Origin of the sequence: Pantoea sp. UBA5923, assembly GCF_002431095.1 — a bacterium.
In the GTDB taxonomy this organism is placed as follows: domain Bacteria; phylum Pseudomonadota; class Gammaproteobacteria; order Enterobacterales; family Enterobacteriaceae; genus Pantoea; species Pantoea piersonii.
Window position 1 is genome coordinate 1 of the sequence record NZ_DJDN01000020.1, and the last position, 26060, is coordinate 26060.

Genomic DNA, 26060 nt, shown 5'->3' on the forward strand with positions numbered 1-26060 from the left:
CTGCAGCGCGGAGATCGCGCCGTTCTGGTAATCGACCCACAGCGGCTTGTTAATCGCCTGGTAGTCGGCGTAATCCTGATCGGTAAACTGAACGTCGTAACCGGCAAAGAGACGCTGCAAACCGGCGAAGGCGTCAAAATGGAAAAGGGTGTCATCTGCATCGAATAGGATGCAATCCCAGTCTTTTAACATTACAGCTCCTTAAAGCCTACAGCGTCAGCGCCATAATAATGGCGTCTTCACGTCCGCTGGCGGTGGGATAGTAGTTGGGGCGGCGGCTCACCTGATGGAAGTCGAGCTGCTCGTACAGGGCGATAGCAGGATGGTTAGAGGCGCGTACTTCCAGCCACAGCGTCATCACCTCGCGCTTCTCCAGCTCGGCGATAAGATGCTGCAGCAGCTGGCGACCGTAGCCGCGGCGCTGGAAAACGGGATCGACGGCGATATTGAACAGCGACGCCTCATCCAGCACCACCTGAGTGATGGCGAAGGCAGCCATAACGCCATCAACATCGAGGCGATAGTTAAGAAAACGCTCGCCCTGATTGCTGGCGAAAGTCTGTTCGCGCCACGGAAAAGCGTGGCTGCGGCACTCAATAGCAAAAGCCTGGGCGTTGTCCTCAGGGGTGAGGAAAGAGATCGCTGTCATGGTTACACATCTGTTGCCAGAGCGCGCGTTTCGCCGCGCCGCTGCTGGAGAGTTCATTTAAAGAAGCTGAGCGGAGCGCGACGCCGCTAAAGGGATGCGGCCCGTCGATGCCGATCAGCCAGCCCGCGCAGTCGAGCGATTCGGGCAGCATCTGCAGCTGATCGGGCGTCAGCGTCATCACCTGGGCCGGCTGCATGCCGAGCGCGTGCAAAACGTCGCGCACCAGCGGCTCGTGCAGGCTGGGTACGACGTCGGCGACGATAATCAGCCTGGTGCCAGGCGTCAGCCGTACCGCGATTTCGCCCTGAAGCACGCGCGGGCGTCGCAGTTGATACTGCGTAATTCCCATTTGCTGTAACAGCCAGTCGCGCCTGGACGTCATGTTTTACCCTTGATGTGCTGCCGGAATGCGACGCTATGCTAGCAAACCCATCGAACATGCGCCAACAAACCACTATAATCGCCGCTCTGATCTAACAGGAGCCTTTCATGTCTGCTTTTACCCCGGCCAGCGAAGTTGTACTGCGCCACAGTGATGAATTTACCGCCCGCCATGTTTTGTTCGCTGGCGATATGCAGGATGACCTGCCCGCTCAGCTGGAAACCGCCTCGTCGCGCGTGCATACCCAGCAGTATCATCACTGGCAAAACCTGAGTCGCCTGCTGGGCGAGCGGGCGCGTTACGGTCTGGTGGCAACGCAGGAAGACGTTGAAGGCTGCGATACGCTGGTCTACTACTGGCCGAAAAACAAGCCGGAAGCGCTGTTCCAGCTGATGAACCTGTTATCGCTGCTGCCGCTGGGCTGCGACATTTTCGTCGTGGGCGAAAACCGCAGCGGCGTACGCAGCGCCGAAGGCATGGTTGAGGAGTGGGCGACGCTGGAAAAAATCGACAGCGCGCGCCGCTGCGGATTCTATCACGGTCGCCTGGAAAGCCAGCCGACGTTCGACGCCGAGAGCTTCCGCGACAGCTACGATCTCGATCCGCTGACCATCTGCACGCTGCCCGGCGTCTTTAGCCGCGACGACCTCGATATCGGCAGCGCGCTGCTGCTCACTACCCTGAAGCCGCACACCAAAGGCAAGGTGCTGGACATCGGCTGCGGCGCGGGTGTGCTCTCGGCGGTGCTGGCGAACCATTCGCCGAAGGTGCGCCTGACCCTGTGCGACGTACACGCCGCAGCGATTGAATCAAGCAAGGCAACGCTGGCGATCAACGGCTTCGAGGGCGAGGTTTTCCCCAGCAACGTCTTCTCCGACGTGACCGGCCGCTTCGATCTGATCCTCTCTAACCCGCCGTTCCATGAAGGGCGCGAGACCAGCCTGGATGCGGCGCAGACCCTGATCCGCGGCGCGGTGAAGCACCTCAACACCGGCGGCGAACTGCGTATCGTCGCTAACGCCTTCCTGCCCTACCCGCAGGTGCTGGATGAGACCTTCGGCAGCCATGAAGTGCTGGCGCAAAACGGTCGTTTCAAGGTTTACCGCGCCGTTTACGGCCGCGGCGCCCGAGCGCGCTAAAGCGCGGCGACGGTGAAAACGTTGCTTTTTACAGCAGTCGATTCACCGTCGCGAAATATCTGTTGACGCCGGGTGTAAAATCTCTAGAATGCGCCTCCGTGGTTGCAATACTGTCATGTATTGCTGGTACGCGAAGGTGGCGGAATTGGTAGACGCGCTAGCTTCAGGTGTTAGTGTCTTAACGGACGTGAGGGTTCAAGTCCCTCTCTTCGCACCAACAACCACGATTTTCATCTCGCATCGCACTGCGCGAAGGTGGCGGAATTGGTAGACGCGCTAGCTTCAGGTGTTAGTGTCTTAACGGACGTGAGGGTTCAAGTCCCTCTCTTCGCACCAATGCGGCGATATGAAAACAAGATGACTCAAATGCGAAGGTGGCGGAATTGGTAGACGCGCTAGCTTCAGGTGTTAGTGTCTTAACGGACGTGAGGGTTCAAGTCCCTCTCTTCGCACCAGAGTTGTCCTCCCCTGCTTCACCTCCCTGTTTTGCCTCTCTTTTTCAAAGCCCATGAAAATTCACTGCGACAGCCGCGAGTCCACCCGCTAACGCCAGGCACGAAGGCAACAGCAGATAGTGACGCAGCCGACTGTGAAACAGCATAGCGATCGTCAGCAGCAGCGCCACGATCATCACAATGCGCCACTGGCTAAAGCTCGGCTCCCATAAAGCAAAACACGGCATGGCCGCGCAGGGCAACAGCACGCCCCAGGCGCTGTCGAGTCTCTTCCCCATCATCCAGCTAACTCCCCACAAGCCGCAGGCGGCGAACACTGCCATTAACATCGCGCTGACCTCAGATGATAATAATTACCATTATCATAAGATAATAATTCTTATCTTGCAGCCTGTTTTTTTCGCCCTCTGTCCGAAGATGACAGACCAGTTGGAAAATGCTAGATTGCGGCCGATAACACTTTTCATAACACAGCAAATTTGCTCATTTTCCGGCAAAAGAATTTATTCTCGCCGGAATGCGCTTTGATATTTCAGGGCCGTTTCGAGTATTAATAATGAAATTACAATCTTACGATGAGTTGAAACACAGTAAATATCGGCTGTCGCTGATGCTTTTCCTGTTTTTAAATGTCGCCGTATCGCTTTTTTGCCTGATCCCTTTTACTGGCAGCCCGACAGGGGAATGGCCTGCTCCGGTTATTACTGTCGCTCTTTTTAGCGCATCGACGTTAATTGCCTGTTTAATCAGGCCAAAACTAAAATTGCCTTTATTAAATCCTGTTGCTTTGCTGCTTGGCGCGCTTTGGGCCTGGCATATTTACCTGAAATACCATCAGGTATTCTTTTTTGACGGCGATTTCCTGATTATCAGCCTGCTCAGCGTTTTTTTTATCAGCGCTATCGCCCTGAGCGATTACCTGCCAGCATTTTGTCTGCATATCTCTCCGCCGGTCATCACGGTGCTGATGCTGGATAATGGCGAACATCTGGCGATGCTGCTGCTGACGATCTCCCTGCCGCTGATCGGCTTTTCCCTGCAACATCTGATGCGCCGTCGCGTCGACCATTTTACCCGCCGCCTGATGCGCCAGCTTTACGAAGAGAAAGAGACCTTCAGCGATCTCAGCATGCTGGACCCGCTCACCGGCCTCTACAACCGGCGCGGCCTGAAAAACCGGCTGGACAATATTCTGGAAAACCACGCGGGCAGCCACTTTGTCCTGCTGCTGGATATCGACCACTTCAAGGCGTACAACGACAATTACGGCCACGCCATGGGCGATCAGGCGCTGGCGCGCGTATCGGTGGCGATCCGCGACGCCGTCCGCTCGCGCGATGTGGTAGTGCGTTACGGCGGTGAAGAGTTTCTGGTGTTGATGACCAACGTTAACGCGTCTATCGCTATGAAGCTGGCGGAGCGTATCCGGCAGTACGTGCTGGATCTGGAGATCCCCCACCGCTTCAACGAAAAGGTCTCTACGCATGTCACCGTCAGCGCCGGTATCGCGCCGATATTTGATGATGAATTTGACCAGGCGGTCGCGAATGCCGACCGCGCGCTTTACGTCGCTAAAAATCAGGGCCGCAATACGATTCTCGCCTGGGAGGAGTTGCCCAAAACGCTGACCGTCAGCGGCGAAGCGCTTTAACATTCCCTCAATCGTAGCGGCGAAGCGCGGTAGTTGCTGAGCCTCGCCGCTTATCCTCCTGATTAACGCTACCTTTCCCCCGCCCTGCTTTTCCTTGATGCGTATTCAAAACAGCCATCTTGTGAATAGGACTAAGAACGATTATCATTCTTTCTTCTCTGCTTCCAGGACGCGTTACTCAGCATGGCGATCATCAGGCAGCACTCTCAACGCTTTCAGTACGCTCAGCCAATCTTTATGCAGCGCGATCGCACGCTGGCGCGCGCCCTGCGCGATTTGATGCGTGAGCAGCACAGCTACATGCTGGACAGTATTCACCTTGATGAAGCCGCCCCCTCTGACGCTCTGACGCTGGCAGACTGGGCGCGTCCTGACCATTTCCCCGCGCTGGCACAGCGCTACAGCGATTACCTCTATCGTGAGCATCCCGATGCCGTTCAGGAGGCGAAGCCGGTTCAGTCGCTCTGGGCGCAGTGGTATTTCGGCCTGCTGTTGCCGCCGCTGATGCTGTCGCTGCTGGCGGAATCGCGCGCCCTTGACTGCTCGCCACAGCATATTCACGTCCAGTTCCACGAGAATGGTCACCCCTGCGCCTTCTGGATCGCAACGCACGAAGATGAAGAGGCGCGCTATCTTAATGCGCCTCAGCGTATCGATCGTCTGATCCAGCAGCATCTCATCCCGGTGGTCAACGCTATCGCCCAACACGGCGGCATTAATGCCCGGCTGATCTGGAACAATATGGGCTTCTCCTTCTACTGGTTCCTTGGCGAACTGAAAACGCTGCTGGATGAGGCGACCGTTTTGCAGCTTGAGCAGACGCTTTTTTTCACCAGCCGCCTGCAGGACGGCAGCGATAATCCGCTCTACCGCACCATGCTGCCGCGCGGCGGCGAGATGGTGAGACGCAGCTGCTGTCAGCGCTACCGCATTCCAGACGCCGAACGCTGCGGCAACTGCACGCTCAGCGTATAAATACGCATCCCGACGCAATTTCTCTCTTTCTCTCGTTTACACTTTTTCCGCCTTGTGGCAGTTTTTACGCCTTCGACCTGCATGGAGAAAAAGATGAGCCTGGAGTCGGTACGGCAGTTTTTCGCCGAACACGCACCTGAGATTGAGATTATCGAGATGGCGCAAAGCACTGCCACCGTTGAGATGGCCGCACGCGTTCACGGCGTTACGCCGGGTCAGATCGCGAAAACCCTGTCGCTGAAAGTCAAAGATGAAGTGGTGCTGATCGTCACGCGCGGCGATGCGCGGCTCGATAACCGTAAGCTGAAAGCGGCGCTGGGCGCGAAGGCGCGCATGCTGAGCGTCGATGAGGTCGTGAACTGGACCGGACATCCGGTTGGCGGCGTCTGCCCGTTCGGGCTGGAGAATCCGCTGAAGGTTTACTGCGATGAGTCGCTGCGCCACTTCGAGGAAGTGTTGCCCGCAGCGGGCGCCATCCATAGCGCCGTACGTATTACGCCACAGCGCATGGCCGAACTGACCCATGCGCAGTGGGTAGACGTGTGCGAAGCGGTTTAATGGGGCGGCTTCGACACCGCGCCTGAGATTTCAATGCCGCGTGTTTCGCGGCCGAAGGCGACAAACAGCGAGATAAGCACCGCCACCGTACCTGCAACAATGGCCATCCCCAGGCCGTAGTTGCCGTTATGCGCCTCGGCGATACGCGACTGCAGCGTGGCGTTGACCGAGGCGATAAGATTACCCAGCTGATAAACAAACCCCGGCAGCACCGCGCGCGCGTTCGCGGGCACCAGCTCGGTTAGATAGGTCGGCACCACGCCCCACGCGCCCTGCACCATAAACTGCATCAGAAACGCCCCCAGACCAATCGCCCAGGAACCGCTGGAGAAAGCCCAGAGCGGCAATACCGGCAGCGCCAGCAGCGACGCCAGAATAATCGCTTTTTTACGGCCGATGCGCTCCGACAGCGAACCGAAGAAGACGCCGCCCAGCATCGCCGCAATATTGTAGCTAATGGCGATAATGCTGACGGTGTGCGCATCAAACTGGTGCTGCACCTTCAGGAAGGTAGGATATAGATCTTGGGTGCCATGGCTGAAGAAGTTAAAGCAGGCCATCAGCAGCACCATATAGATGCACATTTTCCAGTGCTGGCGAATAATCGGCAGCAGCGCGCTGCTCTCCTTGCGCTCGCGCGCCGCCAGCCAGACCGGCGACTCCGGCACCTTGAAGTAAATAAACGGCAGCAGCAAAATCGGTAGCGCGCCGATCAGGAACATGCCGCGCCAGCCCACCATTTCGAAGAACAGCCCAAAGACCACAGACGCCAGCAGATAGCCACACGGATAGCCCGCCTGAAAGATACCGGACATCAGCCCGCGCGAGCGGTCGGGAATGGTTTCCATCGCCAGCGACGAGGCAACGCCCCAGATGCCGCCCATCGCCACGCCGTAAATGACGCGAAACGCGAGAAAGGCGCTAAAGCTCGGCGACCAGGCGGAGAGCACCTCAAACAGTGAAAACATCACGATATTGAGCATCAGTATCGGCCGACGGCCAAATTTTTCCGCCAGGCGGCCAAACAGCAGCGCGCCAATCGGGCGCACCGCCAGCGTCAGCATAATGGCGATCGAAACGTCAGAGACGGAGGTATGAAAGTATTGCGCGAGGTCGCTTAAAACAAACACCAGTATAAAGAAGTCAAACGCGTCCAGCGTCCAGCTGGCGAAGCTGGCAAACGCCACATTCCGCTGGGTCGGGGTCCAGTTAAACATAAACGTATCCTTCAGTGCCAATCGGACAACCGTCCGAAAAAAAGGGGCGCAGCCGCCGAAACGGTTACGACATTGTTAACATTTTGTTTATACCACCTTGCTAAACGCTAGCGCGTTCAAAAGCTGTTATCCCTGACGTCAGGATGTAACTAAGGGTGTCGGCAGGTTTCATATCGGACGACGGGACGTGATTAAAAAACGTGGTAATGGCCCGCTCGAAAAGAGGGCAAAGCAGCATCCCTGCCCGCGTGGGCAGGGGTGTTTTAATGTGGATTAGCGGCTGAGCTGCGTGAGGGCCTGTTCAATAATCGTGAGCAGCAGGTTGTTATCGACGTGATGCAGCACATGCACCAGCGCGCCGCTGTCAGCGGGGATGCCAACGTCAACGCGCAGCGGCGTGCGGTAGCGCCAGCTTTTGCCGCGCGTTGCGCCGGGACGAAGCTCAATGTCCACCCGATAGTCGGTGCCGTTCGCCACGCGCTGATTCAGCAGCCAGGCGACCGCTAGCGCGTCGTGGATCCAGCTGCCCGGCAGATTGCGGGTGCGGACGGAGTAATCAATCCACGGACGCAGCGTATCACGCACAAAGTGAGAAAGGGGATGATCGCTGACGGTGAGGCGCGCCAGATCCTGATGCGTCAGCAGCGTCTGGGTGGTGACGTCCATCGGCGCCAGCGTAATCGCCGCGCCGCTGTGCAGCACCTGATGCGCCGCCTCAGGATCGAGACCGAAATTGGTGTCCTTGATGTAGTCATCCAGCGCGAACACCCCGCCCATAATCACGATTTCCGCCACCGCTTCCGCCATTGCCGGATAGCGCTGCATCGCGAGCGCCACGTTGGTCAGCGGGCCGATCGCCACCAGGGTGATTTCGCCGGGATTGTCGCAAATCAGCCTGCCGATAGCCTCAGCCGCATCGTCGCCGTCCACCGTCACCGGCGCAGGCGTGCGCACGCCCTGCCAGAGCTTTACCATATCGAGCTGCTGTACACGGTTATCGAGCGCCGCTCGCCAGGGTGCATGATCCTCTGCCAGCGCCTGCGTCGCGCCCTGCACCACCGGAATGGCCGAGCCAAGGCGCACCAGCAGATCTTTCGCCACCTGCGCGCCGATATCGCTCGGCGTGTTGCCTGCCACGGTGGTGATCAGCTCTACACACAGCGCCGGCGAAGCGAGCGCCAGCGCAATCGCCAGGCCATCATCGGTATTGGCACCAGCGATGCCGTTGCCCGGATCGCAGTCAATAATTACTCTTTTCATATTGTCGTCGCGTTGTTTTCTTTATGCGGCATACAGCCGCAGGATTCGCCGATTTCAAGGTAGTGCGGAAATTCCTGAAGCTGCGCTTCGCCGTTCCAGTTTTGCAGCATGGCGATGGCGCAGCGCGCCATATCACGCAGCGGCTGGCGCACTGTGGTTAAGGTCGGAACATGGAAGGCTGACTGATCGGTGCCGTTAAAACAGACCAGCGCCACATCCTGCGGCACGCGAATATTGCGCTCGGAGAAAGCGCGAATCGCGCCGATCGCCTGGCCTTCGTTACTGGCGAACAGCGCGCGCGGCGCGCCTGAACCGGCCAGCATCCGCTGCGCCGCCTCGTAGCCGCCCTGTCGCGTATAGCTGACGGGGAAGATCAGCGATTCATCGACCGGCACTGCGTGCGCCGCCATCGCCTCGCGCCAGCCCTGAATCCGATCCTGCGCGTTAAGCATCTCCAGCGGCCCGCTGATCATGCCGACCTGCTGATAGCCGTGGCTGAGCAAGTGTGAGGTCACCTGAAACGCCGCCTGTCGCTCGTCGACGCGCAGCATACTGATGCCGGGCTGCGGCTCGACGCGATCCAGCATCACAAATGGCGTGCCGCTGGCCTTAATCACGTCGATATAGGGATGGCGATCGACGCTGTTGTAAAACAAACCGTCAACCTGGCGGTTCAGCAGGCTGTGGATTAGCTCCAGCTCGCGCTGGCGGTCGTCGCCCGCGTCGCCAAGCAGCATTACGTGGCCATGATCCAGCGAGGCCTGCAGCAGCACGTGCGCCATAGAGGCGACGAAGGTATTGCCGATATTGGGCACGATCAGCCCATAGGTTTTGGTGCTGCCCGACGCCAGCGCGCGCGCCACGCCGTTGGGGCGATAGCCGGTCAGACGGATGGCGTCGAGAACGCGCTGGCGCGTGCTTTCCGCCACCGGACGCGGGCCGTTATTAATGACGTAGCTGACCACCGCAACCGATGTGCCAGCCAGTTTTGCGACGTCGCTGCGCGTAACTTTGCCTGACGGCTGTTTCAAGCTTTTCGCTCCCGATGTAAACACGAAAGGCCGTGAATCATCACGGCCTGCTCGTTAGTGCGCCAGAGATGACGCCGCACTAGATGGCGTCTTCCGGCAAATTAAGGTCGCGCCCTCGCGTATCCGGCGCAACAAAGGTGGTAAAGAACCCAATGGCCGCCATCGCAGAGAAGTAGACCGCGATCGGCCACCAGTGGCCGCTCCAGGAGAGCATTGCCGCCGCCAGCAGCGGCGCGGTGCCGCCCGACAGAATCGAGCCCAGCTCTTTTGCTACCGCCATTTTAGTGTAGCGATGTCTGACGCCGAACAGCTCAACGCCCCACGCGGCCTGCACGCCGTAGATGCCCAGCGACGCCAGCGCCATGCCCACGACAATTACCGGAATCACAATCGCAGGCTCGCGGCTGTCGAGCAGGTAAAACGCAGGCCAGGCATAAAACATCAGCAGCAGGCAAAATCCGCGGTAGGTGATGCGTCGGCCAAAGCGATCCGACAGCCAGCCCGCCAGCGGGATCACCGCGAATCCCAGCACCGAGGCGATAAAGACCGCCGTCGTCGGCACCGACTTATCGACCATCAGCACTTTCGCCACATAGCCAACCATAAATCCCTGCGCCAGATAGGAGGGGCCGTTCTCGCCGATACGCAGGCCCACCAGCGTCCAGAAGGCGCGGGTGCGCGTCCAGAATCCGCGCGTATCCGCAGCAGGCTGCCCGGCGCGCATGGTGGCGCGTTCCGCTTCCAGCTCCTGCTTTCTGCGTTCAAAAACCGGCGTTTCGCGCAAATGGCGACGGATCCACAGCGCCGCCAGCGCAATCAGCACGCTGCTGAGAAACGGTATGCGCCATCCCCAGGCCAGCAGGCTCTCCTGATCCATCTGCACCACCGCCAGCCACACCAGCGCGGCGAGCAAGGTGCCGCTGTTGGAGCCTAAGGCGATAACCGACGAGACCAGGCCGCGCCGCTCGACCGGCGCATATTCGCCAAGCATTACCGTTCCGCCGGAAAGCTCCGCGCCTGCGCCCAGCCCCTGGGTAAAACGCAGCAGCACCAGACAGGCAGGCGCCCATAAGCCGACAGATGCGTAGCTGGGGATTAAGCCGATTAAGGTAGTAGAGGCGCCCATCAGAATAATGGTGATAACCATCACCGTCTTTCGCCCTTTCCGGTCGCCGATCCAGCCGAACAGCACCGCGCCGATGGGGCGAGCGATAAAACCGACCGACCAGGTAGCGAAGCTGGAGAGCAGCGCCATTGCCGGGGTCGCCTGCGGGAAAAAGACGTCACCAAAGATAATGCCCGCCGCCAGGCCGTAGAGCGCGAAATCCGCATACTCCATTGCCGTACCCAGCCAGCAGGATAAGGTGGCGCGCCAGAAATCTTTGCGCCCGGAAGAGGTGGTCAGCCGCTCGTCGGCGGCGGAGTGCGAGCGTGTTGAATCACGCTCAACGGAGTGTTGTACCGTCATACCATTTCCCTGTTTCAGCGATTGTGAACGCCCTTCCGTGGGACGACCCCTGATTGCAATCAGATATCCCCCGGTGGCGATGTACTGGTTGGCTAACCCTTGTCGCGGTCAGTAAAGGATTCCCTGGTGTCAGGATCTCTATCTTTGCCATGCTCTGCCGATGTTAATCACCGGTCGCGTTAAGCAGGCAAAGGACTAAACCTTGTGGGCCGTTCTCGCATCGTCCGCCGCGAGCAATCACTGGGCGCCAGTTTATCTACGCGCGTAGATAAATCAAGTAAATTTAGTCATATCAGTCGGGAATCATAGTACACCGCAAGAGAATAAAGCCAAATTACTTATTTAATTCAATATTTTAATAATAAAATCACTTCTGGAAAGTAAACCTTGTCGCTAAACAAGTAACACTTTCTCTTAATAATACCTGTTAGCAACCTCTCAGCACGCAGCGGACAGAGTTATCGCCCGAAATGATGACCGGAGGATGACAGCGCCATTTATTTCTTCAGGTCAGCGCAAATTTTAACATTGCGCCGCTTTGCATTAGTCTTAAGAGAGAGCGAAGCAGGAGGCTTATGACCATTATCTTGATGCGACACGGTAAACCGGACCATCGCGCAGGCGGCCGACTCAGCGCCCAGGGCCTGGCGGACTGGTGCGAAGCGTATGATATGGCGCTGGTGTGCGATATGCCGCCCGACCGCAGCCTTGCGATTGCGCGTCAGGCATCGGTGATTGTTTGCAGCCCGCTGCCGCGCGCGCGATCTTCGCTGGCGCGTCTGGGCCTGCAACCGCTTCATGTTGATGCGCTGTTCAGTGAAGTCTCCGTTCCGCTGATTGCCGCGCAGCGCCTTGAACTACCCACGCTGCTCTGGCTGACGCTGCTGCGTATGCTGTGGCTGTGCGGCTACGCAGGCGAAAGTGAGTCGCTGCTTCTGGCGCGCCAGCGCGCCGCCCGCGCCGCCGACAGGCTGATTGCGCTTTCGGAACAGGGTACGGTGCTACTGCTCGGCCACGGCCTGATGAATAAAATGATTGCGCGGGAGCTGCGTAAGCGCGGCTGGCAGGCGGAAAAGCATGCCAGCAGCCGCCACTGGAGTTCAGCGATCTACCATCGCCCTTTTATCTGACCAGATCGAAAAAGCTCAGCACCTCGCAGCCGGTGCCGACGCGCGGCGTGGCGATGACGCGGGCCGTTGCCAGATCGATCACGCTCAGCGTGCCGTCGCCTTCGTTAGCAATCAGCAGCTGCTGATTATCGGGGCTAAAGCAGCCGTCCATCGGTTTATTCCCTACCGTGATATCGCCTAATGGATTGAGCAGATCGTCGAACAGGGTAATCACCGGCTCCTCATCGCCTATCGCCACCAGCCGCTCGCCGTCCGCGCTGAACCGCACCACCTGACAGGGTTTTTTATGTCCCGGCAGCGCCAGACGCTGGCGCACGCGATGGCTCTGGCGATCGATAACGTAGAGATAAGTCGCATCCGCCGCGCTGGCCACCAGATAGGGATGCTTCGGCGACGCCGCGATCCCGGCAATGGGGCCAGGCAGCAGAATAGTATCAATAACCCGCCCTTCCGTTTCGCACAGATCCACCACGGTAATGCTGGCGTCTTCCTCATTTTCGGTAAACAGCTTGCGCCCGCTGGGCGAAAGCGTCAGGCGATGAGCGTTATGCGAAGGCAGAGGAATGGTTTTCTCAACCCGATCGGTTTCTGGATCGATCACCGCCACCGCCGCGCTGTTTTCGCAGCAGAGGTAAACCTTACCGTCGCGCCCCAGCTGACCGCTGTGCGGCGCGCGCAGCGGCGACAGATCGATAAAGCCGCTAATTTCGCGCTTCGCCAGATCGATCACCGCCACTTTATGGCCCGGATGCGGATTATCGCCGTGGATGCCGTCGCCGTAGATGGGCACATAGGCTTTTTGCCAGGCCGTCAGCATCAGCAGCTCATGCGGACGCGGCGGGAAAGCGTTGAGTTCGCGCTCGACGGCGAAGGTCTCAGGGTTAAGAAACAGCACGCGGTTGCCCTGCTTGTCCACCGCCAGCAGCCCACGGGTTGGTTCAGACATAGCTACTCCTTTCTCAGTAAGCCTTCCTTAAGCGTAGACAACCGCTGTTATGCCATCATGACCGTATAAAAACATCAGCATGATTAACCAACCCGTATAAGCCCAACGCGCGCTGAAATAACCGGCCAGCGCCTTCTGCTGCTGAAGCGCACAGGTAAAAACCAGGAATTTCTTTAGCCGCCCGGTGAAAATTAAGAATAAGCGGGTTATTTAAATATAAGGCAAACGGGAAAGCGCTAAGCGACAAATACCTCCTCCGCTTTCCGGTTTATCTGAAATTCAGCAAAAGACGTAGCGCGCATATAAATAATGCTTTATTAAATCGGTGAAGAGATTTTATACACAACCGTGAGGAAACAGATGCGCGTTCTGCGCTGCGCCTCACCAGGGAAATATCCGCGGCAGTCATCACAATAACAGGTGCATCATGAATCAACACCGTCGACATCCTGCACATACGCTCTGGCGCAACTGGAAACGCGTCTCTTTCAGCAGTCAAATGCTGTGGCAGAAGAAAAAGCACAGCGCCCTTACCGCGCCGGAATATGACGCCAGCCAGGAGGAGAACCTGGTGATCCTGTCGGCGGAGAAGGCCCCTGCGGAGATCCCGAAAACCATCTGGATGTACTGGCATGACGATCAGCTGCCGCTCTCTCTGCGCCTGAATATCAATCAGCTGCGTCAGGATAATCCCGACCATACGCTGCATCTGGTCACGCAGAGCACGCTGGCGCAGTGGCTGCCGGATATGGAATTTATTTCTGCCGACCTGACGCCGAGGCATAAAAGCGAAATTATCCGGCTGGAGCTGATCCACCGCTTCGGCGGCATCGGTATCGACTGCGGCACGCTGTTATTTGAGAAGCTCGACTGGGTACATCAGACGCAGCAGGATAAGCCGATGGACGTTATTGGCTATTATCGCGAAAGCTGCACGCTTAATTTTCTGTCGCCGGTTATCGAAAGCTGGTTTATCGCCGCCGCGCCTGGCAACGCCTTTATTCGCGAATGGCTGAAGCAGCTGGCGCCGATTAAAAACCTTGGCGCGCAGAACTATATTAACGAGCTGAAAAAGCGCGACGACTATCCGCTTATCGTGCAGAAAATCCATCACCCAGCGCAGGCGCTGTTATCGCTGGCGCAGCAGGTGGCGGTTAAAGAGTATCGCCGCGTGAATCTCCATTTACGCAAAGCGGAGGCCAACGCCTGGTTTTATCAGCGGCTACACGCCGGCAACAGCGATGCGTTCGCCTGTTCGGTGCTGTTCCATCAGCGGCCGCAAACGCCGCCGCCGGTAATCAGGCTGAGCGGTGACGAACGGCTGCATCTCGATTTTAACCTGCGTCTTGGCCTCTATAACCGCGCCAGCCTGCTGGGCGAGATGATGCTGACACCCGCGCGCCCGACGCTGGCGTTGCCTTCAGGCACCGACAAAGCGCGCGCGTAGCCAGTGCGTAAAGGTCGTTACCGCGCGCGGCACCTGCGCGGCGTAAGGCCTGACGATCCACAGCTTCTCCGCAAACGCCTCAACGGCTCGCCAGTGCGGCAGCACCTGCTTTAGCGCGCCGGTGGCGAGCGCCTCGCTGGCGCTGAAGTCTGGCAGCATGGCGATGCCCAGCCCCTGAAGCGCCGCATCGCGTATCGACTCGCTGTTGTTGGTGGCGAAGCTGCCCTGCACCCGCACCTGCACCCTTTCTTCCTGCTCCGCGTCGGCGAAGGTCCAGCGCGGGGTTTCTACGCCGCGCGGGTAGTATAAGCAGTTGTGCTGCGCCAGCTGATGCGGAGTCTGCGGCGCGCCATGTGCCGCAAGGTAGTCCGGCGAGGCCACCAGCAGGGTGCGCGTGTCGCACAGCGGCAGCGCGACGTGGGTTTCTGGCAGCGCGCTGCTGTGGCGAATCGCCAGGTCGAACCCTTCACTGCTGAGCGAGACGATGCGGTCCGTCACGTCGAGCTGTAGTCGAATCTGCGGGTAAGCGCGCAGAAAATCCCCGACGATCGGCACCAGCTGCTGGCGGGCAAAGGCCACCGGCGCGGTAACCCTGACCAGACCGCGCACCGGCCCGGCGGCGTCGCGCACGCCGAAAAAGCTCTGCTCGATACGCGCAAAAGGGTCTCGCAGCTCTTCCACCAGCTTTTCCCCTGCCGCCGTCAGCCGAACGCTGCGCGTAGTACGCTGCACCAGCGCCGTCCCCGCCGCCTGCTCCAGCTCTTTGATCTTCTGGCTCATCGCCGCTTTGCTGACGTCAAGCCGCTCCGCCGCGCGGGTAAAGCTGCCCTGCTCCGCCAGGACCAGCAGCCAGTGCAGATGCATCCAGAGCGCGTCCGTTTTCATCTCTTTCATGTTGGATTGTTCACAATATTGAATAATCAGTTCAGCGAGCGCGCTTTTTCTTTGCCCGCAGAAACGCCAGGATAGTCACCAGAGCATACAAAAATTACGCGTTCAACAGGAGAAATAGCGATGCCATTACTGCAATTCGATGTGATACAAGGTCGTTCAGAGTCAGAACTGCGCACGCTGCTGGACGCGGCGCATCGCGCGGTGCTGACCGCCTTTAAGGTGCCGGAGCGCGACCGCTATCAGATTGTTCACGAAAACAAAGGTTATCAGATGGTTTTTCAGGATACCGGCCTCGGCTTCCAGCGTAGCGACAATCTGGTGATGGTGCGCGTCTATACCAGCCCGCGCAGCGCCGAGCAAAAGCAGCACTTTATGGCGGAGCTGGCGCGCGAGCTGCACGAAAGCAGCGGCGTGCAGGGCAACGATCTGATGATCAGCTTTATCACTAACGACAAAGGCGACTGGAGCTTCGCTGACGGCGAAGCGCAATACCTTACCGGTCGGCTTTGATTCCACGCAGTTTTCCCCCCGCTATCGACGGCAGCCAGGCGGCTGTCGTCCTTTTTTGTCCTTGAAAGATTACCCACTGCACAATTCGGGCGGCATATGTTGCAGCGCTATGACAGCCATTATAGATTGACGAAAATCTATTCGTGCTCATCGCGGTCTGCGCAGGAAGCGCTAATTCACTTTAAAAGAGGATTTGACGTTGTCCGAATGTGTCTCAGTGGCGCTGTTCCTGGCTGCCATTGCCGTTTACTCCTGGAAAGCCGGACGAAATAAACTCTGGTTCTCCTTTGTGCTGCTTCTGCTGGTACTGTTTGTACTGCTCAACGCCACTCTTTTCGCCAGCAACTACTTCACCGGGGACGGCATTAATGATGCGGTGCTTTATACGCTGACCAACAGTCTGACCGGCGCGGGCGTCAGCAAATATGTGGTGCCTGCTCTTGCGCTGCTGCTGCTGCTCTTTTTGCTGATCTGCCTGCTGACCTGGCTGCTGCGCCGCCATGAGCGGCCGCACCATCTCGGCTGGAGCCTGCTGGCGGTCGCCTGCGCCGCCGGATCGGTGCAGACTACGCCCGCGTTTCGCCAGGTCGCCAGCCTGGTCGCCTCGCACACCCGCCCCGCTGACTCCGACTTCGACGACTACTATAAAGTGCCGCAGAAGGTCATCAACAACCCTCATCTCAACCTGGTCTATATCTACGGCGAAAGCCTGGAGCGCACCTACTTCGACAACCAGGCATTTCCCGATCTGACGCCAGAGCTGGGACGGGAAAAAGCGCAGAGCCTGGATTTCAGCGAGACCGTACAGCTGCCCGGCACCGATTACACCATTGCCGGTATGGTGGCCTCGCAGTGCGGCATTCCGCTGTTCGCGCCTTTCGACGGCAACGCCTCCGCCGCGCTTTCCAGCTTCTATCCGCAGAACATCTGCCTCGGCGATATTCTGAAAAATTCCGGCTATGAAAACTGGTTTATTCAGGGCGCGGATCTGCGCTTTGCCGGTAAAGATCTCTTTCTGAAATCACACGGCTTCGATCCCGCTCATATGTACGGATCGCAAGAGCTGAAAGATCGCGTTGCCGATCCCGCCTACCGCAACAACTGGGGCTACTACGACGATACGGTAATGGATGAAGTGTATGAGCAATATGAGGCGCTGTCGCGCCAGCAGAAACGCTTCGCCCTGTTCGCCCTGACCGTGGACACCCACCATCCCGACGGCTTTATTTCACGGAGCTGCCAGCGCAAAAGCTACAGCTACGCAGGCAAGCCCAACCAGTCTTTCAGCGCGGTGGCCTGCTCGCAGGAGCATGTGGCGCGGCTGATTGCGCGCATCAAGGCCTCTCCATACTTTAAAAACACCGTTATCGTCGTGACCTCGGATCATCTGGCGATGAATAACACCGCTCACCCCTATTTGATCAAGCAGCCGCGCCGCGATCTTTTTATGGTGATCCGCGGCGATCGGCCGCAGGCGGAGGTGATCGACCGGCCGCGCAGCACGCTGGATAACGGCGCGACGGTGCTGGACATTCTCGGCGGCGATAAGGCGATTGGTCTTGGCCGCAGCAGCCTGGCGGGCGCGACGCTGACCGGCCGCTTTACCGATTTCCAGAGTTATATCAGCCGCTGGAAGGCGGATATTATTCAGCTGTGGAATTTCCCGAAAAAGCTCGACCGCTTCGTCATCGACCAGACGAAAAACAGCTTTAGCTTCTCCGGCGCAACGTTCAAACTGCCGATCCTGTTCCGCGTCGCCAGCGGCCACGTCGAGCCGCTGCCGGAAGGAGAATATTCCGCGCCGCTGCGCTACCAGCTGGCGGACTTTACCGCCAGCGAAAAGTTTGTCTGGGTCGATCGCTGTTTCCGTATGGCGCGGCTGTGGAAGCCTGAGCTGGCGCTCTCCACCGATTTCTGCGTGGCGATGGGGCGGCTCGGCGGCCAGCCGAGCGTGACGCGTATCGACAAAGCGCAGTGGAAAGGCCAGGCGAAATTCCCTGAGGAGACGCTGAGCGCGGCGAACTATCAGCGTAATGAAGCGCTGCTCCGCGTTGAGGATAACGATATTCGCTACGATGCTGACCGCTTTCTCTTCGCTGTACCGGGCGCGCCAGCCAGCGTGAAGCGCTTTAGCGGCATCTCGCGCTGGGAGAACTGGGGCCGCTGGTCTAACGCCAACCTGGCGCCGGAGGTTAACATTGAATATGTCGATCCGCTGCCCGCGCGCTTCGACCTGGTGATCACCGCGCGCGCCTTCGGGCCTAACGCGCACCAGCCGATTCCGGTACGCGTCGGCGATCAGCAGCAGCAGCTAACGCTGGGCGAGGAACTCTCCACCACCACCCTGCACTTTAGCAACCCGACGGGGGCGCATACCTTGACGATTGCGCCGCCGCAGCCGCAGCAGAGCAATCTGGGCAATATTACCGGCCAGGACCCGCGTCGGCTGGGTATCGGGATGGTCGAGATTAAAATCGTGCAGCCGCAGATTTAAGTCAGGAATAGTTGATGGTGAAGGTTAAGGTTCCATTCGCCGTTCCTGCGCTGACGGTGCCGGTAGAGATATAGTTGGCGTAAAAGGTATAGGCGGCAGTGCCGTCGCTATCGATGGTCGTTGAGACCGACTGGTTAAGCGGCACGCGGTTTTTATCCGCATCAAGGATCTCGATCGCGATATTTTCCGCTGTGCTGTCGCTGTCTAACGCCAGTAATTCTGCCGAACTGCTGTCCTGCGAACCGCTAAAGGTCAGCTCTGCGGTAGACGCAGAGCAATCGGTCAGCGCAATGCCAAAGTAGACCGGTTGCGAACGTACTCCGCTGTCAGTGAAGTTTTTTACTGCCCAGTCACCCAGCACGATAGTCTGGTTATCGTCCCCTTCGCTTACAGTACAGGAGGAGGCGACGATATTGCCGTGTAGGGTGATCTCAACCGAACCTGCGTTGGTAGCCAGCAGAGAGGGGCTAAAGAGGGCAAGCGCGAGAGTCCACGCCGTTCCTCTGAAACAAAAAGGTGTTTTCATATTTTCTCTCTCCGATTCTAGGCAAACTCAACAAGTAAATAGGCTGTCGCAGAGAAGGTGCCCTCTTCAGGTTTATTGCCCGTTACGCTGACCGGATAGGCCTTGATCGTCACGGTAGCCTGAGACGTACTGTCCAGGGACGTGGTAATGGCGCTGGTGGTATCATTCGGGACAATAATATTGTCCTGGTCATCGGTAATAATAAAACCGAGATCCGGATTGGAAGAAACAATGGTATTGCCTGAGACGGTAGAGGTTTGCAGCGTTATTTTTAACGTAGCGTTCGCCTCGCCATCTGTGCATGCAATATTAAATGACTTAGACAGCGTTGAGACATCGCTGGGTTTAACCCCTGCGCCCGCCCGGCTAAAGGAAGAGGCGTTAATATCTGAAAAGTCAAAATCGATGGTGGTTCCGGCATTAACGGTACAGGTCTGCGGCACCGATATCGTCGCGCCGTTAATAACGATTTTGTATACCACGCTTTTCATCACTGGCGGATTATATTGTCCTATATCCGCGCCGACATACACGTTAAATATTTCGGTATAAGGTATCGTCAGGGTTCCGGTAAAGGCTTTCAGCACCTTAAACTTATATATCAGGTTGCTGTCACGCACAGGGAATTCTTTAGATTGATTAACGTTACCGTGCCAGCCCATATGCACATACTCGGCGGGTGGGTAAAAACGTTTTGCGTAGTCATCAACGATAGAGACAGCGATAGCAAGGTAATCATTCACCTTAAGAAACTGATAGCTGTCTTCCGTTGAAACCGCGGTAAGCGAAGTGCGATAGCTACGATATGTAGTGTCATCTCCTGCCCCCAGGTACCAGCTTGTATTAGGGCATACGGCATTAACACCCACGTAATCCTTGCTGGTGCTGGTTACCACCGTTCCTACAGTGGCATCGCTGATAATATCGCTGGGGATATCCAGCTCTTTCGTCTTATTACCTGACGAGAACTGGCAAGCCCCTTCATTCACGGCGTAACCTCTGCTAACGATACATATATTCAGCAGCACAATAAGCAGTGCGAGAAAATATTTTTTATTCATTAAATACTCTTCCTGTCTACTGGAGACAAACGGCGTCGGTTTGAACAACCGGCTGTTTTAACTGGGCATTGGTAAAGGTGTAGCTGGCGGTGCATTTATCCTGCTCGCCTGGACCCCAGCTCACCACGATGGTGCCTTTCTCACCAATACCGGTCAGGTAGACATGGCTGTTGTCATCAACAATGCCGGTTGCGCTGCTCTCTTTCTCCAGCGCCGTAGAGGCAAAAGGAACGCTCTTTTTATCTTTCGTCACTAAGTTGAAGATGGCCCGGTAGCCGACTCTGGCATTAAAGCTTGCCAGCGCCAGCGCGCCCTTGGTCGGCACTACGTTGACCACGCTGTCGTCCAGATCCGTATGATCGTCCAGGGTTCGGGTATCCAGCGCGATACGGTTATTTCGGTAGCTGGTGGAATAAGGCACTACCGCATAACCGCGCAGGTCGGTTTTAATGCCGGTGGTATTTTGCACCTTAACGCTTTGCGCGCCCGGCGCTTTAATTAATACGTTGGTATCGCCCAGCGGCTGACTTAGCGTTATGCCGTCGTGATGCGCAACGAAGCCACCGGTTAAGCGATAGTCGAGCATTTTATAACTGCGGTTATAAGAGTAACCCAGGCCAGCGTCGCCATATTCACTCGTATAGTTAAGGTTGGCGCTGCCGGTATAGTAACTTTTGTTGCTGTAACCCTGATTAACGCTGTATTGCAGACGACCGTCGCTGAGCGCAGTGCCGCTCACGCCTGTCTGAATCGAGGTTTTGCCGTCTGAGTTATTACTAAACGTTGAGGTGGCGTGGATATTTTTCAGCTTCTGCCGGTAATTATTATTATTGGTTAACAGCTCCAGCGGCAAAGACAAACTCAGCGCGATAGCCTGATCCGATTCTGAGGTGCCGCGGCTTTTACTGTATGACCAGGAGAGGCTATAGCTCAGAGCATTCCAGTTAGAACTAAAACCGGCCTGCCAGGTTGAGTCAGTTTCGTCGGTATTCCAGTAATTCTGCTGCGTTGCGCTCAGGTAGACGGAACCATAACCGCCAAGCTGCTGATTTATGTTGGCCTGAAACTTCCCTTTTTTGGCGTTACGGGTGTTGTAGTAGTTGACTAACACCCTCTTCTTGTTGCCGTTCTCATCCGTATAGTAGTCGTACTCGTAGCCTGAGCTGTTCTTATAGGTGGTGTCTTCCAGCGTATAGAAGTTTTTGGTTGAGTAACGGTATCCCAGCAGCTGGAAGGTCGTCCCCCATTCGTTCAGAGATTTTGCGTATAAAAAGCGCAGGGACTGCCCTGAGTAATCTTTATCATCTGCGAGCTTGCTCCAGGCCTGAGTCACGTCTAAAGAAACCGCGCCGACATGCCCGATATTCTGCGCAATACCGCCAACGATTGATCTATAACGTTCCGCAAACTGCATCCCGCCATAGAGCGTGCTGCTTTTCGTGATGCCGTACATGGCGGCGCTTTCAGCGAATATCGGTTTCTTGCGGTTGGATGAGCCGCTGCGATACTCGCCCACGTTCATGTTATAAACCACGCGTCCCTCGCGCTGCAGGAACGGTACGGTTGAGTAGGCAACGGTAAAGGTCTGCGTTTTTCCGCTGGTTTCCTCAACCGACACCACCAGGTCACCGCTGGATGACGCAGGCGAAATATCATTAATAACAAAGGGGCCAGGCTGCACGTAGGTGGTATAGATAACGTAGCCATTTTGCCTGATCACCACTTTGGCCTTGCTTTGCGCAATCCCTCTTACCGTCGGCGCGTATCCTTGCTGACTATTGGGATACATACTGTCTGAAGAGTAAAGCCGGAGACCGCGGAAAGAGAGGCTGTCGAATAGTTTGCCGTCTGTCGAGGTATCCCCCAGCACCAGCTGTGATTTCAGCGGAATAATGGCTCTTTCAGCATAGGTGCTGATGCTGTTCCATCTGTTTCGCGTATAGCTGTCGCTCTCGGAATGGGTATAGCTTCCGTTATGCCTTAATCGCCATGGCCCCCAGTTCACGCCGCCATTCAGTCCAAGGTAGATGCTCTCGCTATTGCTGGAGCGATCCCCCGTCAGGGTATAGCTGAGTAAGGAGGCCGGCACGCCTTCGTCCCACTCCTCCGGCGGAATATAACCTTTGGCGGAGTTACTGAGCATCGCCTGGGGAATGGTAATTTTGAGCTTCAGCTTATCGAAATCAAAGTTTACCGTTGCCTCAGTAATCACTTTTTTCAGGACAAGGCACCGATCGCCATCCTGACTTTTCAGCTGGGGAAACTGCTTGAAATCTACGCCAAACCGCCGCAGCCACTTAGCGTTCAGGCAGGGGTATAGCCCGGTATTGTCATCGCTTTTCGCAACCACATCCTTGTCGGCGTCACGAAACTCAATATCAGAGGCGGTAATAAACTGATCGTTTACATAGATATCGACCCTGTATTTTCCTGGTGCCTGCTTGCCGCTGGTAAAGCGTGAAAGATCGGCGACGGTACTCCCATTTTCCGATAAGAATGCTGGATCAAAATACATCCCTGCCTGAACGCCTGACGAACCGGAAAAAATCGTCATGAATGATGCGCTCCAAAAGAGTAGCTTTCGGTTCACTTTTCTCATTTTAATAATCCGTATTCACTGGAATAATGGCGAGCAAAGCCTGTATCAGAAAAGCACACCATTATATTTTTTCGTTATTGCACCGTAATCGTTCACAGCTTTATAGGTGATATCTCTTTTTATTGATTTTCCGATATCAACAACTGTTTTACCTTTAGGGGCAACCAGGGTATTTGCCTGTTGTTTGCCACCCACATAAAACTCAACAAGCGAAACGTAGTAAGGCGTTGGGTTATCAATGGTCAGCTTGCTGCCGTCAAAATGGAACTTCAGCGCTTCGGGGGCGCTCTCTGACATTAAAGCAAGCTCTTTCGGCCTGACGAAGATCTTAATACGCGACAGCACCGCCATTTTGAGCACGTTTTTATTTTCAAGCTTGTCTTTATCAAACTCAGGTATCGCTTTTGAATTAAGGTAGTAAACGGACTCTCTGTCAGCAGGCAGCGCACCGCCAACGTAGACGATTCTGAGTGTATTTTCGCTTTTGGCATTACTGACGAACAAAGGCGGCGTAACAATGAAGTCGGATGATTTTTTTCCGCCTTTGTCTTCGACCCATGTCTGAATAAGGTAGCGAAGTTTTTCATCCGTATTTTTAACGGCAAGAGACGCCTGCTTATCGCCCTGAGAATAAATTACCCGTGTCGCGCCAAGCAGCACGCCACCCGCTACAGCTGAATAGCTGTTAGCAAATACAAGCGTTAAAAAAACAAAAAGCGAAGCCATTCCTCTTCTCAGAGGAGAACTGAATAGTGTCATTTTAAAATCTCTGCGTTATCAGGGATAAAAAACCTTGAAATTCACTTCGGAGAAAAGCTCTCCGGGACGCACTTCATTTTTTATTACTTTATATTTTGCCAGAAAAGTCATTAACCCGTCTCTTCCGCGAAACTTAGAACTGCTGAGTACGCTATTAGGAACAAGCGCATTATATTCCTGGTCGAACAGAGCCAGCCCCAGGCCAACTTCTTTATTGCCCCGTTCTTCTTTCAGGGCCGAAGGCGTTTTGTCGGTATAAACCCTGAATAGCGTGCTGTCTTCAGATGCTGTTTCTCCGTTAAAAACGATTTCAATATTTCTTTTTGAGTCAATATTGCACTGCCCTACGTAGATCCGGAACGTGACGTACTCTTTGTCAGGATAGAAGCCAACCTCTTTTAACTGATCGCTTCTGTAACTCCCCATATCAACGATAATATCATCTGAAGCCCGGTTATTGACTGTCACAACGCATGCGCCCTCGATGATATTGCCGCGCAATTTCACCTTGCCCTTGTTATAGATGCCAATATCAGCGGAACACAACGAGCAATAAAGAAGGAGACCAGAAAAAATGAATAAAGAGATAGTCCGATTAAGCATTTTTTAGTCTCCTTCTTTAGTTCAAATCACTTCACGTTAACGTCAAATTATGAGTAGTTAACGACAAAGGTGACGTCGGCGTTAGCAACACCGGCTGTTGGTGTGGCGCTGGTTGAAACATAGCGTGCGGTGTAGTGCATCGTGTTGGTGCCGTCAGCCAGCGTGAAGGAAGACGTTGCGGTACCCGGCGTTACTTCTTTATCAGCGGTATCCAGGATCTGAATGCCTACGCCAGTTGCCGTTGTCTGGTTAGAAGAGGAGTTAACCGCAAAGAGTTTGTTATTTTCCCCATCGGTCTGACCGGTGAAGGTAACGGTAGCGGCAGTAGAGACAGTGGTGTCACATTCATTCAGCACGATTTCAAAAGGAATCAGCGCCGTTTTATCGCCAACCGCAGAGAAAGCGCCGGTACGGTATTCACCCAGAGCTACAGTTTGATCTGCAGATTCAGTGGCAACCGCGCAAGCGGCATTTACCAGGCTACCCGTAAAGTGAATGGTGCCGCCTGAAGCAGTCACGCTTGATGCTGCCTGAGCGCCGACGTTCGCCAGTAACAGAGAAGCCGCCAGCAGAGCAACTTTCGTTTTACCCATTTTTCTTTTCTCCAGATTTTAATTACACAAAGAGTTTCTATAGGGCTGATAGAGAACAGAACCAGAGTGTATTACGTCTGTTAAGACGCGTTCTCTTCAACGGGGGCTATATTTAGTCATGAAGAGATACAAAAAAAGTGAAAATAAAACATTTAAGCGATAAATTCACAAAACGAAAACGAATTTATTTACTCCTCGCAGGCAGAAAAAAAGCCTTCTTAATTAAAGAGGTAAATAAACACAGGCATTCTTAACAGAAATACAGCATGGATTATAAAACCGGAACGGGAGTTAAATAAAATCGGCGAATAAAAAATACCATCTGGTTATTTTGATAATAATAAAACATCATTACCAGCTTCAGATAAGCCTGAAGCTTAAAGGTCTTTTTTATTACCAGAGGTATTGTAACGCTTTGCGTTAAGAGAGGGGAATTTGCTGCGGAGGAGAAGATAAGGTACGCGCCAGGAAACATGCCCGGAGGCATGCAGTTAAAAGAAGAAGTAGATGAGGCTATTTATATGAAAGAACACAACCCTTCACAAAGCCAGATAAGCCGCCACGACCAGTATACAAACGATGACTGCTATTATCACGCCGCCATATCTGGCTTTAACGGTTGAGATCCAGGGCTTACTGTTATTCTTTTCGGCTTCGCTGGCATCGGAGAGTATCTGTTGATTGTCGTCAGGTAAACTGCTGCTGGTCATTGCGTCGCTATCGGGCGCGCTGGCTTCCTTTGCTTCAGCCTCTGCCTCAACAGACTCAGGATTGAGGTCGCTTTGCTTAATAATCGCTACCTCTTCTGACAGCATAAGCCCTTTGCGTGGCAAGGTGACAATAACATCATCATCAAAACCGAGCGCTTTTAATCTTTTCCTTAAAATGGATATGCTCTGGTAGTAGGTATTTTTAGTGACGATAATGCCCTTCTTACCCCACACCTCATTAATAAAATCATCATGACTTACTACCTCGCCCTGACGCTCAATCAGTAATAAAAAGCAACGCGAAGCGGGTTTACTTAAAACAACCTCAGCTATACTGTCATCGAGCGGTCTAAGGACGTTCGTTACAGGATAAAAACAGAGGCGACCATCAATAAGGTAATAGTTTTCCATAAGGTGCTGTCTAAGTAGTCAATTTAACGAGAAACGTTACGTTAACCCCTTATAAAACAGGCTTTACGCACTGAGGCGGGTTAACATTGAAATTTATTCTATTCATCCCTTACTGTTTGAATAGAAATATAATGCCTGAAATGAATCATTCTTATAACGCATTCCATTAATTCACCCCTCACCTGACGATAATCTTTAAGTGATTCCCTGTGCTAACCACTCAGGCACTATATACTCTCATTTTCCTGATTTGAAGAGCTATTTTATTACCCTTTCTATTACATAAACCTTACAAAAAAGATAATGCTGTAAATTTAATAATAACATTCAATGCGTTAGCAAAAGGTCATTTCAGGCATCAGCCTTTAGCAGCCTTAATATATGCTTCTCCATTCCCAAATGAGAATATTACCGGCAGCGAGAATGCGACCTCTCTTTTTTACACAATCAAAATATTCTGATCAAAAAATCAAAGTCCATTCTCAAATGAGAATATAAATTACATAACGCCAGGCTTCACGCAGAAAAAATCTGCTATTAATGCTGACGCATCAGCAAAATGAAACGTCAGCATCTAGCCATTTTATACAGG

General features: G+C 54.9%; 24 protein-coding genes, 3 tRNA genes and 1 pseudogene. 11 read left to right on the plus strand and 17 right to left on the minus strand.

All coding sequences use genetic code 11. The features are described 5' to 3' along the window. From B3797_RS04605 to B3797_RS04615, 3 genes and pseudogenes are all read right to left on the minus strand, one after another. A pseudogene (locus tag B3797_RS04605) lies at positions 1-192 on the minus strand (pyrimidine 5'-nucleotidase); the annotation flags it as partial. Between the two features lie 16 nt (positions 193-208). Further along, complete coding sequence (rimI, locus tag B3797_RS04610; protein WP_311790513.1) at positions 209-649, minus strand: ribosomal protein S18-alanine N-acetyltransferase; 441 nt, start codon at positions 647-649, stop codon at positions 209-211. Further along, positions 621-1031 carry a DNA polymerase III subunit psi gene (locus B3797_RS04615; protein ID WP_311783151.1) on the minus strand — a complete coding sequence of 137 codons (411 nt, stop codon included), beginning with the start codon at positions 1029-1031 and terminating at the stop codon, positions 621-623. The genes rimI and B3797_RS04615 overlap by 29 nt, the downstream gene beginning before the upstream one ends. Before the next feature lie 107 nt (positions 1032-1138). Between B3797_RS04615 and rsmC the strand changes: the two genes are divergently transcribed. The 4 genes from rsmC to B3797_RS04635 all read left to right on the plus strand — a co-directional run bounded on the left by rsmC (position 1139) and on the right by B3797_RS04635 (position 2625). Continuing rightward, a complete protein-coding gene (rsmC, locus tag B3797_RS04620) occupies positions 1139-2170 on the plus strand; it encodes a 16S rRNA (guanine(1207)-N(2))-methyltransferase RsmC (protein WP_311783152.1) in 1032 nt (343 codons plus the stop codon). A 130-nt stretch (positions 2171-2300) separates the two neighbouring features. Then, positions 2301-2387: transfer RNA gene (locus tag B3797_RS04625), tRNA-Leu, on the plus strand. 32 nt (positions 2388-2419) lie between these two features. Next, positions 2420-2506 (plus strand) — tRNA-Leu (locus B3797_RS04630). Between the two features lie 32 nt (positions 2507-2538). Further along, a tRNA-Leu gene (locus B3797_RS04635) sits at positions 2539-2625 on the plus strand. A 44-nt stretch (positions 2626-2669) separates the two neighbouring features. Here the strand turns inward: B3797_RS04635 and B3797_RS04640 are convergent. Beyond that, a complete protein-coding gene (locus B3797_RS04640) occupies positions 2670-2954 on the minus strand; it encodes a DUF1435 domain-containing protein (protein ID WP_311783153.1) in 285 nt (94 codons plus the stop codon). A 227-nt stretch (positions 2955-3181) separates the two neighbouring features. Here B3797_RS04640 and B3797_RS04645 point away from each other — a divergent pair, with 227 nt between their 5' ends. The 3 genes from B3797_RS04645 (at position 3182) to B3797_RS04655 (ending at position 5809) form a co-directional block, all read left to right on the plus strand. After that, positions 3182-4276 (plus strand): diguanylate cyclase, encoded by a 1095-nt coding sequence (locus tag B3797_RS04645; RefSeq protein ID WP_311783154.1) that lies wholly within the window; start codon positions 3182-3184, stop codon positions 4274-4276. A 183-nt stretch (positions 4277-4459) separates the two neighbouring features. Further along, on the plus strand, positions 4460-5251 hold the full coding sequence (gene fhuF, locus B3797_RS04650; RefSeq protein WP_311790514.1) for a siderophore-iron reductase FhuF: 792 nt from the start codon (positions 4460-4462) through the stop codon (positions 5249-5251). 93 nt (positions 5252-5344) lie between these two features. Continuing rightward, positions 5345-5809: a YbaK/EbsC family protein gene (locus B3797_RS04655; RefSeq protein ID WP_311790515.1), complete on the plus strand. Its 465-nt coding sequence runs from the start codon at positions 5345-5347 to the stop codon at positions 5807-5809. On the opposite strand, the gene B3797_RS04660 is transcribed toward B3797_RS04655, so the two are convergent. The 4 genes from B3797_RS04660 to B3797_RS04675 all read right to left on the minus strand — a co-directional run bounded on the left by B3797_RS04660 (position 5806) and on the right by B3797_RS04675 (position 10785). Beyond that, positions 5806-7026, minus strand: a complete 1221-nt coding sequence (locus B3797_RS04660) for an MFS transporter (RefSeq protein ID WP_311790516.1) — start codon at positions 7024-7026, stop codon at positions 5806-5808. The genes B3797_RS04655 and B3797_RS04660 overlap by 4 nt on opposite strands. 273 nt (positions 7027-7299) lie before the next feature. After that, on the minus strand, positions 7300-8286 hold the full coding sequence (locus B3797_RS04665) for a nucleoside hydrolase (RefSeq protein WP_311790517.1): 987 nt from the start codon (positions 8284-8286) through the stop codon (positions 7300-7302). Next, positions 8283-9317 (minus strand): LacI family DNA-binding transcriptional regulator, encoded by a 1035-nt coding sequence (locus tag B3797_RS04670; RefSeq protein WP_311790518.1) that lies wholly within the window; start codon positions 9315-9317, stop codon positions 8283-8285. The genes B3797_RS04665 and B3797_RS04670 overlap by 4 nt, the downstream gene beginning before the upstream one ends. A gap of 79 nt (positions 9318-9396) precedes the next feature. Then, positions 9397-10785, minus strand: coding sequence for an MFS transporter (locus tag B3797_RS04675; RefSeq protein ID WP_311790519.1), 1389 nt, complete (start codon positions 10783-10785; stop codon positions 9397-9399). Between the two features lie 575 nt (positions 10786-11360). On the opposite strand from B3797_RS04675, the gene B3797_RS04680 reads away from it, so the two are divergent. Then, positions 11361-11915, plus strand: a complete 555-nt coding sequence (locus B3797_RS04680) for a histidine phosphatase family protein (protein WP_311783161.1) — start codon at positions 11361-11363, stop codon at positions 11913-11915. Here the strand turns inward: B3797_RS04680 and B3797_RS04685 are convergent. Next, complete coding sequence (locus tag B3797_RS04685; protein ID WP_311790520.1) at positions 11908-12861, minus strand: WD40 repeat domain-containing protein; 954 nt, start codon at positions 12859-12861, stop codon at positions 11908-11910. The two genes, B3797_RS04680 and B3797_RS04685, sit on opposite strands and share 8 nt — an antisense overlap. A gap of 427 nt (positions 12862-13288) precedes the next feature. Between B3797_RS04685 and B3797_RS04690 the strand changes: the two genes are divergently transcribed. Continuing rightward, positions 13289-14308: a glycosyltransferase family 32 protein gene (locus B3797_RS04690; RefSeq protein ID WP_311790521.1), complete on the plus strand. Its 1020-nt coding sequence runs from the start codon at positions 13289-13291 to the stop codon at positions 14306-14308. Here the strand turns inward: B3797_RS04690 and B3797_RS04695 are convergent. Continuing rightward, the gene (locus B3797_RS04695) at positions 14282-15202 is read right to left on the minus strand and encodes a LysR family transcriptional regulator (protein ID WP_311790522.1); all 921 of its coding nucleotides are present in this window, start codon (positions 15200-15202) and stop codon (positions 14282-14284) included. The two genes, B3797_RS04690 and B3797_RS04695, sit on opposite strands and share 27 nt — an antisense overlap. Positions 15203-15322: 120 nt before the next feature. On the opposite strand from B3797_RS04695, the gene B3797_RS04700 reads away from it, so the two are divergent. Both B3797_RS04700 and opgB read left to right on the plus strand, forming a co-directional pair. Further along, positions 15323-15712 (plus strand): tautomerase family protein, encoded by a 390-nt coding sequence (locus tag B3797_RS04700; RefSeq protein ID WP_311790523.1) that lies wholly within the window; start codon positions 15323-15325, stop codon positions 15710-15712. A gap of 199 nt (positions 15713-15911) precedes the next feature. Further along, positions 15912-18206, plus strand: coding sequence for a phosphatidylglycerol--membrane-oligosaccharide glycerophosphotransferase (gene opgB / locus B3797_RS04705; protein WP_311790524.1), 2295 nt, complete (start codon positions 15912-15914; stop codon positions 18204-18206). A gap of 1 nt (position 18207) precedes the next feature. Here opgB and B3797_RS04710 read toward each other — a convergent pair whose 3' ends face one another. From B3797_RS04710 to B3797_RS04740, 7 genes are all read right to left on the minus strand, one after another. Continuing rightward, on the minus strand, positions 18208-18732 hold the full coding sequence (locus B3797_RS04710; protein WP_311790525.1) for a fimbrial protein: 525 nt from the start codon (positions 18730-18732) through the stop codon (positions 18208-18210). A gap of 17 nt (positions 18733-18749) precedes the next feature. Continuing rightward, the gene (locus tag B3797_RS04715; protein ID WP_311790526.1) at positions 18750-19793 is read right to left on the minus strand and encodes a fimbrial protein; all 1044 of its coding nucleotides are present in this window, start codon (positions 19791-19793) and stop codon (positions 18750-18752) included. Positions 19794-19809: 16 nt separating this feature from the next. Next, a complete protein-coding gene (gene fimD / locus B3797_RS04720) occupies positions 19810-22308 on the minus strand; it encodes an outer membrane usher protein FimD (RefSeq protein WP_311790527.1) in 2499 nt (832 codons plus the stop codon). A 129-nt stretch (positions 22309-22437) separates the two neighbouring features. Then, entirely contained in the window at positions 22438-23118 is a 681-nt protein-coding gene (locus B3797_RS04725; protein ID WP_311790528.1) for a fimbria/pilus periplasmic chaperone, read from the minus strand. Positions 23119-23169: 51 nt separating this feature from the next. Then, on the minus strand, positions 23170-23754 hold the full coding sequence (locus B3797_RS04730; protein WP_311790529.1) for a fimbrial protein: 585 nt from the start codon (positions 23752-23754) through the stop codon (positions 23170-23172). Between the two features lie 47 nt (positions 23755-23801). Beyond that, the gene (fimA, locus tag B3797_RS04735) at positions 23802-24347 is read right to left on the minus strand and encodes a type 1 fimbrial major subunit FimA (RefSeq protein WP_311783170.1); all 546 of its coding nucleotides are present in this window, start codon (positions 24345-24347) and stop codon (positions 23802-23804) included. Positions 24348-24886: 539 nt separating this feature from the next. Beyond that, positions 24887-25468: a winged helix-turn-helix domain-containing protein gene (locus B3797_RS04740; protein ID WP_311790530.1), complete on the minus strand. Its 582-nt coding sequence runs from the start codon at positions 25466-25468 to the stop codon at positions 24887-24889. Positions 25469-26060 lie beyond the last annotated feature (592 nt).

What these genes read in the sequence shown, in the direction of transcription:
- rsmC (WP_311783152.1), top strand. Translation starts at nt 1,139, where the DNA reads ATGTCTGCTTTTACCCCGGCCAGCGAAGTTGTACTGCGCCACAGTGAT.
- B3797_RS04655 (WP_311790515.1), top strand. Translation starts at nt 5,345, where the DNA reads ATGAGCCTGGAGTCGGTACGGCAGTTTTTCGCCGAACACGCACCTGAG.
- fimD (WP_311790527.1), bottom strand. Translation starts at nt 22,308, where the DNA reads ATGTATTTTGATCCAGCATTCTTATCGGAAAATGGGAGTACCGTCGCC.
- B3797_RS04695 (WP_311790522.1), bottom strand. Translation starts at nt 15,202, where the DNA reads ATGAAAGAGATGAAAACGGACGCGCTCTGGATGCATCTGCACTGGCTG.
- rimI (WP_311790513.1), bottom strand. Translation starts at nt 649, where the DNA reads ATGACAGCGATCTCTTTCCTCACCCCTGAGGACAACGCCCAGGCTTTT.
- B3797_RS04665 (WP_311790517.1), bottom strand. Translation starts at nt 8,286, where the DNA reads ATGAAAAGAGTAATTATTGACTGCGATCCGGGCAACGGCATCGCTGGT.
- B3797_RS04725 (WP_311790528.1), bottom strand. Translation starts at nt 23,118, where the DNA reads ATGGCTTCGCTTTTTGTTTTTTTAACGCTTGTATTTGCTAACAGCTAT.
- fhuF (WP_311790514.1), top strand. Translation starts at nt 4,460, where the DNA reads ATGGCGATCATCAGGCAGCACTCTCAACGCTTTCAGTACGCTCAGCCA.
- B3797_RS04675 (WP_311790519.1), bottom strand. Translation starts at nt 10,785, where the DNA reads ATGACGGTACAACACTCCGTTGAGCGTGATTCAACACGCTCGCACTCC.
- B3797_RS04690 (WP_311790521.1), top strand. Translation starts at nt 13,289, where the DNA reads ATGAATCAACACCGTCGACATCCTGCACATACGCTCTGGCGCAACTGG.
- B3797_RS04710 (WP_311790525.1), bottom strand. Translation starts at nt 18,732, where the DNA reads ATGAAAACACCTTTTTGTTTCAGAGGAACGGCGTGGACTCTCGCGCTT.
- fimA (WP_311783170.1), bottom strand. Translation starts at nt 24,347, where the DNA reads ATGGGTAAAACGAAAGTTGCTCTGCTGGCGGCTTCTCTGTTACTGGCG.
- B3797_RS04680 (WP_311783161.1), top strand. Translation starts at nt 11,361, where the DNA reads ATGACCATTATCTTGATGCGACACGGTAAACCGGACCATCGCGCAGGC.
- B3797_RS04615 (WP_311783151.1), bottom strand. Translation starts at nt 1,031, where the DNA reads ATGACGTCCAGGCGCGACTGGCTGTTACAGCAAATGGGAATTACGCAG.
- B3797_RS04645 (WP_311783154.1), top strand. Translation starts at nt 3,182, where the DNA reads ATGAAATTACAATCTTACGATGAGTTGAAACACAGTAAATATCGGCTG.
- B3797_RS04740 (WP_311790530.1), bottom strand. Translation starts at nt 25,468, where the DNA reads ATGGAAAACTATTACCTTATTGATGGTCGCCTCTGTTTTTATCCTGTA.
- B3797_RS04640 (WP_311783153.1), bottom strand. Translation starts at nt 2,954, where the DNA reads ATGTTAATGGCAGTGTTCGCCGCCTGCGGCTTGTGGGGAGTTAGCTGG.
- B3797_RS04660 (WP_311790516.1), bottom strand. Translation starts at nt 7,026, where the DNA reads ATGTTTAACTGGACCCCGACCCAGCGGAATGTGGCGTTTGCCAGCTTC.
- B3797_RS04715 (WP_311790526.1), bottom strand. Translation starts at nt 19,793, where the DNA reads ATGAATAAAAAATATTTTCTCGCACTGCTTATTGTGCTGCTGAATATA.
- B3797_RS04685 (WP_311790520.1), bottom strand. Translation starts at nt 12,861, where the DNA reads ATGTCTGAACCAACCCGTGGGCTGCTGGCGGTGGACAAGCAGGGCAAC.
- B3797_RS04700 (WP_311790523.1), top strand. Translation starts at nt 15,323, where the DNA reads ATGCCATTACTGCAATTCGATGTGATACAAGGTCGTTCAGAGTCAGAA.
- B3797_RS04730 (WP_311790529.1), bottom strand. Translation starts at nt 23,754, where the DNA reads ATGCTTAATCGGACTATCTCTTTATTCATTTTTTCTGGTCTCCTTCTT.